The sequence below is a fragment of the Mycobacterium paraffinicum genome, assembly GCF_001907675.1.
Classification (GTDB): domain Bacteria; phylum Actinomycetota; class Actinomycetes; order Mycobacteriales; family Mycobacteriaceae; genus Mycobacterium; species Mycobacterium paraffinicum_A.
The window spans coordinates 23196-39110 of sequence record NZ_MPNT01000045.1 but is presented as its reverse complement, the minus strand read 5'-3'; the positions used below and the strand labels follow the sequence as shown (position 1 = coordinate 39110).

The 15915-nt window shown below is 59.0% G+C and carries 13 protein-coding genes, 4 tRNA genes and 1 pseudogene; 9 read left to right on the top strand and 9 right to left on the bottom strand.

The genetic code is table 11. The annotated features are described in order from the left end of the window. Window positions 1-435 precede the first annotated feature (435 nt). From BRW65_RS28325 to BRW65_RS31545, 5 genes and pseudogenes are all read left to right on the top strand, one after another. Complete coding sequence (locus BRW65_RS28325) at window positions 436-1425, top strand: hypothetical protein (protein ID WP_244168253.1); 990 nt, start codon at window positions 436-438, stop codon at window positions 1423-1425. 124 nt (window positions 1426-1549) lie between these two features. Next, window positions 1550-3082: pseudogene (locus BRW65_RS32725) on the top strand (NHL repeat-containing protein); the annotation flags it as partial. A 548-nt stretch (window positions 3083-3630) separates the two neighbouring features. Continuing rightward, window positions 3631-3894 (top strand): hypothetical protein, encoded by a 264-nt coding sequence (locus BRW65_RS32065; RefSeq protein ID WP_208611945.1) that lies wholly within the window; start codon window positions 3631-3633, stop codon window positions 3892-3894. Then, entirely contained in the window at window positions 3891-5123 is a 1233-nt protein-coding gene (locus BRW65_RS28315; RefSeq protein WP_073880393.1) for a tyrosine-type recombinase/integrase, read from the top strand. Before BRW65_RS32065 ends, BRW65_RS28315 begins: the two co-directional genes overlap by 4 nt. Window positions 5124-5154: 31 nt before the next feature. Further along, the gene (locus BRW65_RS31545; RefSeq protein WP_139273293.1) at window positions 5155-5667 is read left to right on the top strand and encodes a hypothetical protein; all 513 of its coding nucleotides are present in this window, start codon (window positions 5155-5157) and stop codon (window positions 5665-5667) included. 517 nt (window positions 5668-6184) lie between these two features. Here the strand turns inward: BRW65_RS31545 and BRW65_RS28310 are convergent. The 4 genes from BRW65_RS28310 to BRW65_RS31535 all read right to left on the bottom strand — a co-directional run bounded on the left by BRW65_RS28310 (window position 6185) and on the right by BRW65_RS31535 (window position 10968). Next, window positions 6185-8359: an AAA family ATPase gene (locus BRW65_RS28310; protein ID WP_073880391.1), complete on the bottom strand. Its 2175-nt coding sequence runs from the start codon at window positions 8357-8359 to the stop codon at window positions 6185-6187. Between the two features lie 153 nt (window positions 8360-8512). Next, complete coding sequence (locus tag BRW65_RS31540; protein ID WP_139273292.1) at window positions 8513-9487, bottom strand: hypothetical protein; 975 nt, start codon at window positions 9485-9487, stop codon at window positions 8513-8515. Between the two features lie 27 nt (window positions 9488-9514). Further along, a complete protein-coding gene (locus BRW65_RS28300; protein WP_139273291.1) occupies window positions 9515-9808 on the bottom strand; it encodes a hypothetical protein in 294 nt (97 codons plus the stop codon). 176 nt (window positions 9809-9984) lie between these two features. Further along, on the bottom strand, window positions 9985-10968 hold the full coding sequence (locus BRW65_RS31535; RefSeq protein ID WP_139273290.1) for a hypothetical protein: 984 nt from the start codon (window positions 10966-10968) through the stop codon (window positions 9985-9987). Between the two features lie 115 nt (window positions 10969-11083). On the opposite strand from BRW65_RS31535, the gene BRW65_RS28290 reads away from it, so the two are divergent. After that, entirely contained in the window at window positions 11084-11398 is a 315-nt protein-coding gene (locus tag BRW65_RS28290; protein ID WP_073880383.1) for a hypothetical protein, read from the top strand. Window positions 11399-11848: 450 nt separating this feature from the next. On the opposite strand, the gene BRW65_RS31935 is transcribed toward BRW65_RS28290, so the two are convergent. From BRW65_RS31935 to BRW65_RS28265, 5 genes are all read right to left on the bottom strand, one after another. Then, entirely contained in the window at window positions 11849-12022 is a 174-nt protein-coding gene (locus tag BRW65_RS31935; protein WP_167374110.1) for a hypothetical protein, read from the bottom strand. A gap of 38 nt (window positions 12023-12060) precedes the next feature. Continuing rightward, window positions 12061-13281: a hypothetical protein gene (locus BRW65_RS28280; protein ID WP_073880379.1), complete on the bottom strand. Its 1221-nt coding sequence runs from the start codon at window positions 13279-13281 to the stop codon at window positions 12061-12063. A gap of 236 nt (window positions 13282-13517) precedes the next feature. Further along, entirely contained in the window at window positions 13518-14045 is a 528-nt protein-coding gene (locus tag BRW65_RS28275; RefSeq protein WP_073880377.1) for a hypothetical protein, read from the bottom strand. Between the two features lie 514 nt (window positions 14046-14559). Beyond that, on the bottom strand, window positions 14560-14748 hold the full coding sequence (locus tag BRW65_RS28270) for a helix-turn-helix domain-containing protein (protein WP_073880375.1): 189 nt from the start codon (window positions 14746-14748) through the stop codon (window positions 14560-14562). Window positions 14749-15007: 259 nt separating this feature from the next. Next, window positions 15008-15079 (bottom strand) — tRNA-Val (locus BRW65_RS28265). 179 nt (window positions 15080-15258) lie between these two features. Between BRW65_RS28265 and BRW65_RS28260 the strand changes: the two genes are divergently transcribed. The 3 genes from BRW65_RS28260 to BRW65_RS28250 all read left to right on the top strand — a co-directional run bounded on the left by BRW65_RS28260 (window position 15259) and on the right by BRW65_RS28250 (window position 15520). Continuing rightward, a tRNA-Gly gene (locus BRW65_RS28260) sits at window positions 15259-15331 on the top strand. Window positions 15332-15359: 28 nt separating this feature from the next. Then, window positions 15360-15433, top strand: a tRNA-Cys gene (locus BRW65_RS28255). Window positions 15434-15445: 12 nt separating this feature from the next. Beyond that, window positions 15446-15520 (top strand) — tRNA-Val (locus tag BRW65_RS28250). Window positions 15521-15915 lie beyond the last annotated feature (395 nt).

The following is a 15915-nucleotide window of genomic DNA, read 5'->3' as shown; positions in this document are numbered from 1 at the left end:
AAGGCCGGGCGGCCAGTCCTTTCAAGCCGCACCACCAGGCCGGCAACCGACATGCCGCCTCACCCGACCCACCCGGGTCACAGCACAACGTAACAACACGAAGTAACTGCACCTACGAACTTAAGGACCGAAATGATCACGAGTTCGCGCCACTCCACCGGTGGCCACCAAGCCGCGGGGTTCGGTGCTGGCCGTGCATCGCTCCCGGGGCGGACATGGCGACGGCGCGCGGGCCTCGTCGCGCTGGCCGCGGTTCTGGCAGCGGGGTGCTCGTCGAACGATGCGACCGCATCGCACCACGCGCCTGGCAATCCCACGACATCCGTGCCCACCGCGGCTGCAGAGATGGCGGCCCATGGTGTCGAGAAATCGATCGGCGACGTGCCCTGGTCGCAAGTCGGTCCGGGCTGGATGCTCGCCACATGGAGCCCGGCCGTGAGCGTGCCTCCCGGCGTGCCGCCGCCCGCGGGCTCGCCGGCGCCCGACACGGTCCCCGTCACCCTGTACCTCGTCGACCCGGCGGGCGGTCGCTACGCGATCACCACCTTCCCGCCGAACGCTGCACCCCATGGGGTCGAATGGTCGCGCGACGGCGGACACGCCGTTTGGGCCTCCGCGGGCCCCGGAAAATCGACGGTGATCACCGAGCTCGACCTGCACAACGGCAACCGCACCACGTTCACCGTTGACGGCTCGTTTGTCGTCCCTCGCTTCACGCGTCCCGACGGCAAGGCGCTGCTGCTGGCAGTGGACAAAAAGCTGGTGCGGGTCGACCTGGCCGGCAATCCGCAGCTGACCTATCCGACCGACAGGCTCGCGAGCGCCTTCGACGGTCGGTACCTCTCAACCCCGGACGGCACGCAGCTGGTGCTGGGTACCGCCTCCGGCCTTGCGGTGATGGGCAACGACGGAACAGTCGGCAAGGAGCTGGCCGCTACGGCAGGAAGCTGCTCACCGGTGCGATGGTGGGACGCCGGCGCGAAAACCGTCCTCGCCAACTGCACGGTCGCAAATCAGCGGGCACGGCTCTGGCTGGTGCCCATCGACGGTTCAGCAGCGACCGCGCTGACCGCGGCGACAACGGATCCGGCCTCATACGACAACGGCGACATAAGCGCATGGCAACTGCCGGGCGGCACCTATGTCCAGTACGCGGGCGGATGCGGCGCCATCCACCTCGGCAAGCTCAACCCCGACGGCACGGTGTCCCGGGTGTCGGTGCCCAACGTCGATCCGAGTCACAGCATCTACGTGATCGGCGTCCACGGCGGGAACCTCGCCCTCAAAGCCACGGTCGCCGGTTGCGGACCCGCCCAGTCGCTGCTCGAGTACGACCCCGCCGCCGGCACCACCAACGTTCTGCTGGGATCGCCGCTCACCGGCGGCGCGGTCATCAGCGCGGTGCCTCACCCGGGCGACAACTAGCGTGCGACCACACCAGCGGCCGTGGCGGCAACGCCGAAACGCCACGATCGTCGCCCTCGCCGTGGCCGTCATCGGCGTCGCAGCGTGCCACTCGGCGCCGCGGTCGACGCCGGCGCCCCAACAAACCGTGCTGCCGCTGGGCGGTCTTAACCACCCCGCCGGCGTCGCGGTGGATACCAACGGCACAGTGTATGTCGCCGACAGCGGCAACAAACGAGTGCTGAAGTTGGCCCCCGGGTCGAGCAGCCCGACGGTGCTGCCGTTCACCGGGCTCAACTACCCCGACAGCGTGGCGGTGGACCACGCCGGCGCCGTCTACGTCACTGATGACCACAACAACCGGGTGGTGAAGCTGCCGGCCGGGTCCAACACCCAGACGGTGCTGCCGTTCACGGGTCTCAACGGCCCGGATGGCGTGGCAGTGGATGCGGCCGGCGCCGTTTACGTCGCCGACTACCTCAATGCTCGGGTGGTCAAGTTGGCCGCCGGGTCGACCACCCAGACGGTGCTGCCATTCACCAACCTCGGCCTCCCCCGCGGTGTCGCGGTGGACGGCGCCGGCACCGTCTACGTCGCCGACTTCGGCCGCAAGCGGGTGGTGAAGCTGCCGGCCGGGGCGACCACCCAGGCCGTACTGCCATTCGACGGCCTCCAAGGCCCCATCGGGGTGGCGGTGGACACCGCCGGAAGGGTTTCTGTCACAGACTATTTCGACAACGCCGTGGTGACGTTGGCGGCCGGATCGTGCACCCAGACGGCGCTGCCGTTCACCGGCCTCACCGGCCCCGAAGGTGCGGCGGTCGACACCGCCGGAAGTGTGTATGTGGTCGACGCCCAGAACAACAGGGTCGTGAAGCTCTCGTCGGCGCAGTCAACGGCGCCGCCGGCGTGCCGACAGACGGTGCTGCCGTTCACCGGCCTCGACGATCCCTGGGCCGTGGCGGTGGACAGCGCCGGCAACGTCTATGTCGTCAACAACACGTCGCGCGACCACCGCAACGGGGTGATCAAGCTGGCTGCCGGGTCCAACACCCAAACCGAGCTGCGATTCACCGACCTCGGCTTCCCCGAGAGCGTGGCGGTCGACACCGCCGGCAACACGTATGTCGTCGACAACAAAACCAATCGAGTGTTGAAATTGGCGCCAGACTCCAATACCCAGACCGTGCTGCCGTTTTCCGGCGTCGCCCCCCGGGCTGTTGCGGTCGACACCGCGGGCGCTGTATTCGCCACCGACTACCGCAACCATCGGGTGCTGAAGTTGGCCGCGGGGTCCAACACGCCAACTGTCCTGCCGTTCACCGGCCTTGGCGACCCTTGGGCGGTTGCCGTGGACACCGCCGGCAATGTCTACGTCGTCGACTTCGACAAGGTCCTGAAGCTGGCGGCCGGGTCGAACACGCCAACTGTCCTGCCGTTCACCGGCCTCAGCCGAGTCGACGGCCCGCACGGCGTCGCGGTGGACACGGCGGGTGCCGTCTACGTCGCCGACACCGCCAACAAACGGGTCGTGAAGCTCGCGGCCGGCTCGAAGACCCAAACCGTGCTGCCGTTCGCCGGCCTCGGCGAGCCCTGGGCGGTGGCGGTGGACGCGTCGGGCGCCGTCTACGTCACCGACCGCGATAACGCCGAGGTGGTGAAGCTGGCGGCGGGCTGATGCGTCGAAGTGACCCGGGCGGGGTGGCGGCCGATCCGGCCAGCCATACCGTCTACGTCGCCAACGGCGGCGACAACACGGTCTCGGTGATCGAATCCCGATAGTGGTGTGCGTCGGCGTCTTGGCGAGGCGGATCGGCTGCCGCCGCGCGGGCAAGGCCTCGCCGAGGCAACGGATTGTCTTGCACGCCAAGGATCGTGGGTGTACCAAACCTGTGCCAAATCCGGCTGCGAGCACCGGCGATACGACCTTCACCGGACAAAACCCATAAGCCGCGTTCGTGCAGGTCAACAGGGTGGTCCCGGCTGGGATCGAACCAGATTTGTTTGCCGAGCGGATAGCCCGCTGACCTGGCTTATCCCCTGTCCCCCAACATCTTTCGCTGATAGACTAGTACCCACAGACAACCACGCATACCCACAATTGGCTGCTTTGTATAGCCCACAGATAGCCCGACTGCGCAAACCTGCTGGTCAGCGGCTTAGACAAGCTGGGAATTCAGCAAACACGACAGGTTTATGTTTGAAGCGAGAGGATTTCAAAGCGATATGAACGACGCGAACCGACGTGAGCAGCGGCGTGACTACTATGAGCGAAATCGGGCTTACCTCTCGCGCATGAACAGACGACGCCGCGACCGACTGAAAAAGCTTGTCGAAAACCCCAACAGAGGCCCCTACTCTGAACATGAAATTAATGTGCTCGTTCGGGAGGATATCTCGCTTAAAGAGATGGCTTGCCTAACTCGCCGTTCATACGAATCGGTGATGAGCAAGCGCGTTCAGCTCCGCAAGGTGGGGATATTGCGATGAGCGGCACCAAAAACCGTCGCGGGTGGGGATGGATTAGAAAACGCTCTAGCGGTCGCTACCAGGCAAGCTATATCGGCCCTGACAACGTACGGCACTTCGCGCCGACGACATTCGAGCACAAAATAGACGCCGAAGAGTGGTTGACCGATGAGCGCCGCGCAATCCAAGAGGCAAAGAAGGCATTGAAGTCTGTTCCGGCTGACAGGACAGCCGTGCGGCTGGATTGGATGAGCCCAGAACAACGCGACGTTGCCGCCGATGAATCATTCAAATCGCAGATGACACTTGCCGAATACGGTGAGAAATGGATCACTGAGCGCAAGCTTGCTCCGCGCACGCGCATCGACTACCAACGCATCCTGAAAAGCGACATCGGGCCAAAGCTCGGTTCGGTCATGGTAAGCAACCTGCGTCCGGCCATGGTTCGGTCATGGTTCGGCAGCATGAACCCAACCAAGCAAAAGACGCGGGCCAACGCTTACACGCTGCTCAACTCGATTTGCAAGACGGCTGTGGCTGATGAACTGCTACCAAGCAATCCCTGCATGATCCACGGTGCAACGGTGGTCAAAGGCAAGCGTGATGCAGTAGTGCCCAGCATCAGCGAAATGGCAGTCATCGCGGACAAGATCGAGGCCAAGTTCAAAGCGCTAGTGCTCATCTCGGCGTGGTGCGGCTTGCGGTTCGGTGAAGTAACCGAGTTGCGCCGCAGCGATATTCGTTATGTAGGGACCAACGGCAGCGCAGAACCGGGCATTGTCGCCGTTGAGCGAGGCGTGACTCATCGCAATGACGGCAACGGCGAACGCTGCCACGTTGGACCACCCAAATCAGGCAAGACGCGCAAGGTACCGATACCACCGCACATCAGAGCGGCAATAGATCAGCATTTGCAACAGTACGTTGACCCTGACCCAAATGCGTTGTTGTTTAAACCAGTTCGTAACGGATGCCATGTGTCGGATCGCGTTGTGCGTGATGCATTTCGTGATGCGTGCGAGGCTGCCAACGTGTCGCAGATGCGTTTGCACGATATGCGTCACTTCGCCGGTCACCAGACCGCGCGTGTGGGCAATCTGGTCGAGACGATGGCTCGACTCGGGCACACCACACAGAGCGCCAGCCTGCGTTATCAGGGCATGGTGAGCGGTCGCGACGTAGCGATAGCCGACGCCCTGTCCGAACTGGCAACGCACAAGATCGAACCGAAGTCGCCCGAACCGAGCTAGCGCAACAGCGTGAGTCTGGCAAGATCGGCGCATGCTGACTCTGCTGGCCGACGCGCCAAGCACCTGCACAAGCGCGTGGTGGAATTCGTTTTTAGGCCCCATTGGCGTCGTGGTCGGTGCATTTATCACCGGATTGGTGACATGGCGAAATGCAAGAAAATCGGTCTATGAGCGTTTGGACATACTCGTCCAAATCCGCAAGGAATGGCCCGATAATATTTCAGGATACGACACGCTAGAACATTCAATTGCAATCGCATTAGCCGAGATCCGACGTAAGGAACCGGGGCATGTACCTGCGCCAACCTCGGAATCAGAACGAAAAGCCGACGCAGAGGTAAAACTATCGGAGCGCTATGTATGGTTTACGCGGGCTGTTTTCCCACTAATTGTCGGCGTCATTGGCGTCATCAGCGTCATCATCTTCGCCCCTCCCGGCACTAACACGGGACACGCTTCGCAGGCAGATCTACTGCCGACGATCATTACCGCGATCACAGCTCTAGCTGCAATGGTCATTGCAATTGCAATACCACGTCGATAAGAGAACTAGATAAAACCTGTCAATGCCACGCTTCGGTGATGTATTCGGATTCTTGCAGTGGTATGTTCTTCATGAATTCGCGAACAGCCCGTTCAACATCTTTCATTAATTTGTCACCGGCTGCATGTTGAGCGCAGACCTTTTTCTCTTGCGTTAGGTCGACTGGTCTTTCACAGTGCAGCGCTACACAATGACTACCGTTCATTACATTTGCCCTTTCGAGTGTTTGCTAGCGAGCGATTCACCACAGGTTCCCAACCTTGGGAACCGACCAAAAGTATGAAATGACTATATCCGCAGGTCAACGTAATTTTTGCAGAGGTTCCCGGTTCCGGTTCCCCTATAGAGAGGGAACCTGGGAACCGCAGAGGGTCGCTGACGCTCCCTCTGCGGTAGTTCCCACTGGCGAAGTTCCCCAGGTTCCCAACCTCGGGAACCGCTCCACCAGCGAGAACAAGTCTATAGTTCCCCAAGTTCCCGGTCGCGGGAACCGCCCAGACACCCAGAACTGGCGAGATTACGGTGTCACCGCCGAACTACTCACTACAGGCGCAACAAGTTTGCCGGGGCCAAGTAGCATCGCCCTACCCTTATTTGGCTTTCGTTCTCCTAGTTCTAATTTGTCGAGTAATCGCTTCACAGCAGCGAATAGCGGTTGTTTTCGTCCACCGACGACCATATGTAAATCATCGCGGGTCATGGTCCACGGCGAATCGTAAACTTTACGAGCAATTCTTAACTCTAAGTCACGTTCCGGCGTATTTGCGTTAGTATTGGCTGGCGGATTGACTTTCCAATTGCACGATTTCCAGGCCACCACGTCGGGGTCGGTATCATCACGGTCTAGATGCCAATCTATTTCCCAACGCCAACCGCCACCACGACGAGTAGAAAATTCAACTTCTAGCTGATAGTCATTTTTAATGAGATTTGGGTCGGCTCTGTGTCGCTGCAAAACCCATGTGTCGGCCCACTGCGCGACACCGGCCATAGAAATATTGTCCAAATCAAAAGCATCGCTTGTGCTCTTCTTGAAGTGATCACCGATTGCCAAGGCGGCGTGATTTTCGATTAATTCACGCAACTTCGCCAGCATCGGACCCCGCGCATACAGATTCGATGCTTCTACGTTGGCCGGATGGTATGCGTAGAGCGGATCGAGGACCACCAGCGCGGGTTGCAGATTGTCTAGATGGCGTTTAATGCCGTTGATCAGGTCTGCATTATCTAATTGGTCGGTGTCAAATTCAGCGATAAAAGGCAAACCAGCCAGGTCGTCTAGCGTGATGCCGTAGCGTGCCGCGATCACCTGGTGACGGTTGGCGAAAGCGTCTCGGCCACCTTCACCACACAGATACAGAACGGGTTTCGCGTCACTAACGTCAAACTGGCCTAGAAACGGCACACCGGCCGCGACAGCTATCGCCATCGCTTGCAGGTTCCAAGTTTTGAACGTCTTTTTCTCACCGGCCAGCACACCGGCCGACCGTTGCGGCCACACGCCACGAACCAGCCAGCGCATCGGTGTGACCGGCGCAGCCAGTTCGGCAGCAGTCACGCCGACAAACCGTGGTGGTTGACCACCTGCGCTTTGGCTCTCGGTTTTCACCCGGTCCAACAAGCCCTTTACATCAGAGTTATCGCGGGTGTCTTCGCCATAGTTGCGGTGCATTCGCAACCAGCGTTTTGCATGATCGTCAGCCTCGGCTGCGTTGATCCCGTCGCGCACCATACGATCAAACTCGGCTTCATCGTGACGACCGTCGTCAGGATCACGAATCATCTTGTCCCACTGCGCTTTAAGCTCATCGTGAGCTGCGCGAGCGCAGTAACCTCCTGCACGCGCTTCTTTGAACGCCCAACACAGCGCCGAAAACATCGCCTTGTGCCGGTCGGCTCCGTTATCCAATTCGCCTTGTAGACGTTTTGTTACCTGCGTCAAATAGCTTGGGTAGTCGTTGGCGGTCCACTCGTCTAGCCATCGGTCAACATCAGCGGCAGCGATGCGCCCCCCTTGCGCCCTGGTGGGACTGGTCAGCCCGTCAAGCCAGCGTTGCGGCAGCTCGGGCAGCTCAGACGGTGGCGGCAGTATGCCAGGGGCGATTTCGTTGCCATCAGGGCCGTACAGCCGGTAATCCGATCCGCTCGCGTGTTCGGAGGGCGGCACGACCGCATAGCGGTGGTGACGTTGAATCAGCTCGATATGCCCATCGGTGTCGTCGCCCGCCTTCGGGTCATGACCTGTCCAGCCGACCGGCACCCGATACCAGCGGATGCCCGAGCCGTCGTCGCGCGCCGTGGTCATGTAGGGCGGTGGCAATGCTCCCCACTTGGCTTCGCACTCGGCGAGGGTGGTTAGGCCGCGCTTGCCGTCGTAGGCGTCAACGTCGATGCCGACCACGCCCAACGGGCAGCGGATACCAAGATTGACGCTATTTTGTTTTTTAAATAGCCCTGGCCACGAACGGATTTCCGCCACAATGGCATCGTTCGGCGAGTAGCCGGTGATGTGTTTGACGAGCAGCTTTTTACCGTTATCGCCACCCAGAATTAACGGCGGGTATCCAGCTTTGCGCCATGCTAACGCCCACGCGACGAAATGATCCGATCCGAACTGCTCACCGACAACCCGTAAATCAGGTCGCGGCGTTTCGCCGTGGTTGTTCGTAGCCGCGTCGGCTATTGTTGTCATTAGATCGTCCTCATCACCGATCTGTTCGGCCCCCTGTCTGGTTTTCTCATCGTTTCCAGGCAGGGGGCCTGCCCATTGTTGGTGTCGAATTTACCGACGTAGGTGCCCTTATCTGCTGCGACTCGCCGCGTTAAGCAGGGTAAGGGTCGTCAATCATGGTTTCTTATGTTTTGATCTTTTATCGGTCATCTTTTGTGTTTCTTCGCTCTCCGCACCGACAAACTTCGTACCCTGCAATGCCTTTTGCAGTTCAATGAGGGTGGGCGGTTTTCCGTTACGCAGTTCCCAATCGCGGTAGACCCGCTCGACAACGGTTTGATCCCACAGGTATTCGCTTTTGGTAATCGGACCACCGCCAACGCTGCCAAAGCCATCGCCAATCGGTTCGATGTCACTAATCCGGTCGGTTTGGATTTGGTTTCGGTAAAGCCATGCGCTGTAGCACGTCATGCAGATACGTGCCAGAACGATCACATTTCCGTAAGCGAAGGGGATAGTGGCAAAATGCTGGGGTATATACTCGCGCTGATAATGGTCCTTATGCTCTGGCAGCGTGAACGCTTTATCTTGCTCTTTAAGCTTGTGCAACCATGCGTATTGATCAATACACGGCCCAACATCGGTATTTTTCATCAGGTCTAGATCGCAGTGAATATCGAGCGACATCTGCTCCATAACCATCTGCAATGATTCAAAGCTAGTGATCCTCCAATAATCACCCGGTCGCGTCGCCGAAATCGCGATGATGTCATCGGGACCGGCGTCGATACCGCTGGAAAAGTCCTCGATTATTTTTCTGGGAACCGAGCGGATTGTGTCGTCGGCACCATAGAGAAAATTTACTCCGCGAAACTTCCGGCCCGCCGTGCTCTCAAAGTATTGGGACAAGATATATTCGACTTTGCGATCTACATTTTCCAAATCAACACTGACGCTGTTGATACCTGGAGGTGGTTTCCCCGCGAGGATATTTGATAATCCTTCGTTGAGGTCACGACTCACCGCCGCATTACCGGAATCGGTCGCAACCATATCTTCTGCGGCGCGAGCGCGGACCCGCTGTTTGGCGTCCTTATCGAGCCAGTGGAATGCTTCAAACTGATTCAGGTAGTCAAGACTGTCCGTCATGGAATTCCTTTCGGGTTGTGGTGATAGTTAGGCGTTGGGCTTCTTGGTGTTCAAAACGATGAACTCGTAGAGGTCACGGTCTGAGAAGTGGATGACGTGACCGATCTCGTGGCGCTGCAATCTGCGCTTAGTGATGGCACGGCGTAAGTAGTGTTCGGTTACCTGAACACCGAACAGCGCGTGAATGCGCTGAACGGCCGCGTCAATACCTTTGACATTGGGACTAGTGGAATACTGCAATCTTTCATACTGCTGCTCAGGCCTCAATGTATTTTGTAATGGGTTTTCTGCGCGGAGAGGCGCGCTGGGCATTCGTGCCATTTGAGTGTTTCCTTACAAATCACAATGCTAGTCTTGCCAGCGGATAAATCGACCGCCAAGGGCTACAGGGCAACTATGAGCGCCTATAAGCGCCACGTCAATAACCGACGGCTACCTCGGCGTGGCGGGCAAGAAACGGTCTAGCTTCAAATATGAAGCTAGACCGTTTGCAAATATTACTGGTGGGGACCGGACGCTGAACCGCCCGAGTCGTTCTGATCCTTCAGCAGATCTAGTGCTCGACGGCGCCGTTGCTCGTAGCGCTGACGATGTTCTTCCAACTGTCTTTGACGGCGCTCACCTTCCGCTTCGCGGTGGGCCCGCTCGTCGTCCGCGTCTTTGACATAGATCCAAATCCCTTTGTGCTCATTTTGCGAATAGGATCCGAGGATCTTTCTGATTTCTCCGAGTTCTTCGCGGGCTTTCTCAACTTGTCTCGTCAGATCATCAATCGTCTTGACATCTAATTGAGTCGTACCATCAAGCATATTGAAATCAAGTTCGGCTTCGGTTCGATATCGTTCTTGTCGCCCGCTATCTGTGTAGGTGACCACGGCGTGGTGACGGCGGTTAGGTTTCTGATCGAAATATTCCAGCAATGGGATTTCCGCCTTTCCCAGCTTTTGCCATAATTCGCGCTCGTGCTGTTTTCTCTCCAGCGCAGAATCCCAAACAGTTCGCCATGACTGACCGGGCACCAGAATGGGAATCCGTCGTGGTATAGGGACATTTGCGATTTTTGGGTCGGTCAATAGGTTCGGCGAAGATTGCAGCTGTGGCGTTATCGAAATTTTGATGTCGTACGCAGGAGTTGTTCCGAAATTCTTCACGACCACTTCAAGAATCTGCCAACTCGCCTCGTTGGGTTCCGAATAGAGCACAACATTTGGTTGTGCTTGCAGCTCTCGGGTGCGTCGAGCTTCGTCAACTTGGTCTTGAGCTTTCTCTACCTGCTGCTTGGCGTAGCGGCCAGCCACCAACACGGTGGCAATGGCGACCGCCACCGCGAACCACGTTCCGATTGCCGACCACACTTCAGGCGCGAAGTACCGGACCATCCAACGATAGACAGGTCGCAGGGTGCCCCGCAGCACGATCACCCCGGCGAGTGTGACCGTCAAGGAGCATCCGGCCCATACCGCGATTTTGCGTGTCGTCATGGCTCGACGGTAGAGCGTGGTTGCCGCCGGTGCTCGGATTTACTACGAGGCGGGATGATTACGTACTCATCTAAATCTGTCCCCAATGGCGGGGTGGGGCCGTAGTCTTTTTACGATGACCAGGACCACGCTGCTCGCCGCCGCGCTGGCAACACTTGGCGCCAGCGCGCTCTTGTGCACTGGCACAGCCCAGGCCGATCCCACCCATAAGCCCAACCTGACCATCGGTGATTGTCCTGGTGGCAAGGGCGGCATCTTGGCAGTTGCCTGGTGCAACGGCGAAAAATTCCCCGACGGCAGCTACTGGCACAACGTCGCGATGACGGGCGGCACATTCGCCACGCCGCGTTTTGAAATGAACTGCGTCATTGACGACGCCTTTCCCAGCGGGACACCAGCCCCGCCTGGCGGTTGCGGCGGGGCGGTTTAAGCGCTCATCGAATCCGCCGACGTGCTCTGCGCGCCTTGCGGACCCGCTTGCGATAACCCTTGGTGAGCTTGCGAGCCTCAGCGTGCGCGGCCCTGCGCGCAGCGGCCGGAAACGCCGCCCCGGCTGTGGGCCGGTGGGGCAATGTGCGAGCGCGTCGCGTCACGCTTCGCCGGTGATCGGAGGCTGCTCGGGCCGCGTGGGCGGCAACCAGCTTGCGCCGGGTGATCGCGGTGCGGGTGTGGCTGGCAGGGCTAGCGGCCTGGTGCGCGGCGACAGCGGTGATTGCGGCACCGGCCAACGCAGCTCGACGGCGACGTACTCGCCGTTTGAGCGCTATAGCGTCCGGTGACGTGGTGGCCTTCGTACCGCCAGATGCGAACCGGCCCCGAGCGTCACGCCGATAGGCACGATTCCCCTTGTGCTTCGCCGTGGATTTCGGCCGGCGTCTGGTCATTGGCGCGGTGTCTTACCGTGATAGCGCCCGCCTTCGGCGGGCGCAGCATCTTCGAGACCGGGCGGCGTCAAGCCAGGACCATGACTGAATTCGGTTGCACCGCCGCGTCGTTGAGCGTGCTTAGCGTCAAAAACCAGCTTGCCAAACCAGTCGGCGTGGTCACCGTTCATGATTCAGACCCGATTCCTTTGTGGTCCGATTCGCTGACCTAGACCGGAATCTGGTCAGCGCTCGGCGCGGTGTAGGTATTGCCAGTGGTTACTTGCACGCAAACAGCAGCGCCGCGCTGGCGCACACCGACCCCAAACGCCCTGGTGTGAAAACTTTCGACAATGGGATACGCGCCAGCACCGGGAATGTGGCGCAGCCCTTGATATGCCGGATTTGAATGCTGGCGAAAGCCAATGCAATTGTATGCCGAATTGGGTCCGTAGCTGGCCACCACCGCGACGTACCCGCTCGGCAGAAAATCGGACTGAACCAAAAGCGCTGGGCCGTAAGAGCCTTCAACCTTGACACCCCACAATTGGCCGGGTACCTGCGTCCCTACCAGCTCCCCCGCACCAGTGATGAACGGCGGCGCGTCATTGGCCGGGACGAAGTCGTGCAAGGCAATCGGGCCGGAAGTTTCGGACCCCTCTTTGGGCCGCGATTCCTCACCGGCTCGCCAGGTTTGGATCAGCTCACTTTCGTCAGGGTTAGCCAAGATCAATAGCTTTGAATTAGCCTGTGTCCCATAGCCTTTCCGGGTGATGAGCCGGATTGCATCTTCGATGTCTTGAGAGTCGATTTGCGATGCACCGCTGGCGATGTAATGCGAGGTGCTCTCATCGAACGTGCGACCGAGGTAGCTCGGCGGTCCCGGTGCAACGCCATCATACAAGTCATAGACGGTCATTCCGTGCTCGTTGCGCTTGCGCGTATTGGAAAACAGAGCACGCAAGATGGTTCCGGTCACGAGCTTGTTGTCTGCGGCCAAAATCCCGTCCATGACCGAATCAACCTGGCGGCGATCCGCATCGCGAAGGAACCGCCACGAAAACGAGCCACGTAAATCTTTGTCCCGGAAGGTATATCCGAGAGGCAAAGCGGTAGGCGAGCTCGCCGACTTTGAAATACCTAATTCGGTTGCATCCTCAAACGATGCGGTCTGCATGTCCTGCGGGACAGCTTCGCCGCTGACCGTGACGTTGGACTTCAACAGATCAGTCAAGCTAGTCCGCTCGTTATTCCAGATGTTGAGCACGTTGGCGTATTCGGTGTAAACCGCGTTTAAATCGCTGCCGTCCGCGAGCTGGTTGACCAGCACGTCACCGGCGACGTTAATCCCGTATTGATGTGTCGGCTGGGTACCGCCGAAGATCGGGCTGACCGGCACACCGTCAATTACAGCGATAACACCGGGGCTCAACGTCTTGTGCGCGTTCATCTTGCGTTACCTGCCTAAACTCGCGGAAATCGGTAAAACTCAATCTAATTGGGATGCGAGTCTACGCCGAATGACGCTGAAACCGTTCAACCACAACGCATTTCGGCGGGTTATGAGCGCTCGCTAGGCGTTGGTGAGCATTTCATTCGCGCTTTGGAGTGATTGTCCCGCCAGTCAGGTTCGCGAAAGATCAGTGTTTAAGCATGAGTGGCAGGTAGCTGAGTCAGGTGACTCAGCTACCTGCGCAGCCTGATGTAGTGGATCGAACTCTCGGCAGGGGCTGGGTTAATCGGCTTGAACCCCAGGCGGTCAAGGCCCGTTCGTATCGCCCAAGGCTCGTTCGTCGTGTCGATGAACAGGTAACGCCCCCCGCATAGCCGGGATGCCTTCGAAGCCGCGATCATGGCATCGACGATGAGCTGCTCTGGCTTCGTGATCTGCAACACCTTGCCGTTATGAAGCGAGATCTCATCGACGTCGTCAGCCGCGCCTGTCCATATACCGATCTTGGCGATCAGGTAGCCGGTTAACGGCCCGCGTGCATGCCCAGATATCGACACGTCGACGTCGGTGAGGCGATGAGGGGTGAGAGAGAAGAACCCCCTGATAGAACCCTGTTCTTCCCATACGTAGGTGACAAGACGCTGCTCATCGTGCTGGCGCCACGCGTGGGCGCTCAGCCAGTCATCGATCTCTGGGCGCGCGGAACCGAAAAAATTTGTGTCGTCTGATTCTTGTATTAACCGAGTCGATAGAGGTGCCATCAGTCCAGGTCAGCGCTGGACGCGGGCACGCTCTTCGTACCAATCGACGTACTGCGCCGACAGGGTGGCTCCGGCGCTCTCAAGGTAGGCGCCAGACGCGAATTCGCTCTCAGTTGTGTAGGTCGGCATATCGGGTTCCTTCCCTGATACTGGCGTCCTGTGAACGCATATGCACACTATACACACGCCCCCAGGCCGCCTACCTGCGGGTTTACAGTATCCCGCAGACCAGCTCTAGGTAACATACAGAACGTATCTCGATGCGGTAACTATTTCCTGTTTCGCTTGGGCTAAAACACAGTGTCGGGCGTGAGCACCTTTGTACGGCGAGTAGTTGAGTGAAGGTGCCTCACGCGTTTGTCCGACCTCGCAGCAACACCGGCTGCGCCGGTCGTCACCCCGTCGGAACTGCGCTGGCGGCCAAGAGCGGCCAGCAACACCCCCGCAGCGCCGTACCGGCCCCACAGGCATTGCCCGCTGATCGAGAACACATGACCATTTCCGTCACGGCGACTCATCGGCCCATTGTCTTTACAACAACGTCTAATTCGTTTCGATCGAACTTGAGCAAGCGCGGTCCCAAGCGGTGCGCCGGAACGATTTTCTTGCTGATGTACCTGCGCAGCGTATTTTGTGACACGCCAAGGTATTTGGCCGCTTCAGCGGTTGAGAGAAATCGGGTTTCGGTAACGGAATTAGACACGAGCGCGCGCCTTTCGAGGCTCTAAGTCAGGTTTTGAAATGAAAGACTTATTGATACGCGCGTTTTATGACCTGCCGCCCAGGTGCCCAATGTCGTAGGCGCGATGTTAGCACTTGTGGGTACCTAAATGCCACCGTTGTAACTTGTGGTCACACGAGGGAGCCAGCAAACCCGGTCGCGGAGGGCGGATAGCCCACAGATAGCCCAAAATTTTTGATAGATCGACTAGATATATGCTTTGACCTGCAAAGATAGTGAGTGGTCCCGGCTGGGATCGAACCAGCGACCTTCCGCGTGTGAAGCGGACGCTCTCCCACTGAGCCACGGGACCGGCGCCAAGAGGCGAACGACGTCGAAGACTAGCACGGCCGGCTCCCCCAGTATGGGCCACGTGCGCCCGTCGGGGTCTGCGCTAGCCTAGTACGCGGCTCGTACCAAGAAATTTGTATGTGCCCGCTCACGTGGACTATCGTCGTGCTTCGCACCGGGCGACGATCTCGTCCGAGGCGCGCGGATGTAGCGCAGTTGGTAGCGCATCACCTTGCCAAGGTGAGGGTCGCGGGTTCGAATCCCGTCATCCGCTCGAAGGTGCAAGTGGCATCAATCCCAGCGGTGGAGTGGCCGAGTGGTGAGGCAACGGCCTGCAAAGCCGTGCACACGGGTTCGATTCCCGTCTCCACCTCCAGCTTTGGACCCGGCGCGATTAGCTCAGCGGGAGAGCGCTTCCCTGACACGGAAGAGGTCACTGGTTCAATCCCAGTATCGCGCACCAGCACCACCGCAGGTGAGAGCCGGTATCTAGGCAGACTGACTAGTGGTCGTGCAATAGCCACCCTCCCGGGTAACTAAACCGATAAATCCTCGGTGTTCGTCTCTAAGAGAACTGCTCGAGCAAAGAGACGTACAGCAACATGCGTGTCAATCGCCATCATCACCACCCACGATTAACACACCGTCGACGCCAACCCCTCCACGAACGCGAAGAGCGCCGCGAGGTCGCCAGGCACAACGCTCACGGTGACGCCGTGACCACGGCACCGCGTTCTTTGAACTCTGCTGGTGTCGAGATCGTGCTAGGGACAGCGGCTAGCGGAAGGAGCGCAACGATGATATCCGCATTTATTGCTGGTGCGTTGGCCTTGTCGCCGTTGTCGCCGGCGGCGGGGG

Bases quoted from the DNA above. Each gene is read 5' to 3' on its own strand.
- BRW65_RS32065 (WP_208611945.1), top strand. From the start codon at position 3,631: ATGAACGACGCGAACCGACGTGAGCAGCGGCGTGACTACTATGAGCGA.
- BRW65_RS28315 (WP_073880393.1), top strand. From the start codon at position 3,891: ATGAGCGGCACCAAAAACCGTCGCGGGTGGGGATGGATTAGAAAACGC.
- BRW65_RS31545 (WP_139273293.1), top strand. From the start codon at position 5,155: ATGCTGACTCTGCTGGCCGACGCGCCAAGCACCTGCACAAGCGCGTGG.
- BRW65_RS28310 (WP_073880391.1), bottom strand. From the start codon at position 8,359: ATGACAACAATAGCCGACGCGGCTACGAACAACCACGGCGAAACGCCG.
- BRW65_RS31540 (WP_139273292.1), bottom strand. From the start codon at position 9,487: ATGACGGACAGTCTTGACTACCTGAATCAGTTTGAAGCATTCCACTGG.
- BRW65_RS28300 (WP_139273291.1), bottom strand. From the start codon at position 9,808: ATGGCACGAATGCCCAGCGCGCCTCTCCGCGCAGAAAACCCATTACAA.
- BRW65_RS31535 (WP_139273290.1), bottom strand. From the start codon at position 10,968: ATGACGACACGCAAAATCGCGGTATGGGCCGGATGCTCCTTGACGGTC.
- BRW65_RS28290 (WP_073880383.1), top strand. From the start codon at position 11,084: ATGACCAGGACCACGCTGCTCGCCGCCGCGCTGGCAACACTTGGCGCC.
- BRW65_RS31935 (WP_167374110.1), bottom strand. From the start codon at position 12,022: ATGAACGGTGACCACGCCGACTGGTTTGGCAAGCTGGTTTTTGACGCT.
- BRW65_RS28280 (WP_073880379.1), bottom strand. From the start codon at position 13,281: ATGAACGCGCACAAGACGTTGAGCCCCGGTGTTATCGCTGTAATTGAC.
- BRW65_RS28275 (WP_073880377.1), bottom strand. From the start codon at position 14,045: ATGGCACCTCTATCGACTCGGTTAATACAAGAATCAGACGACACAAAT.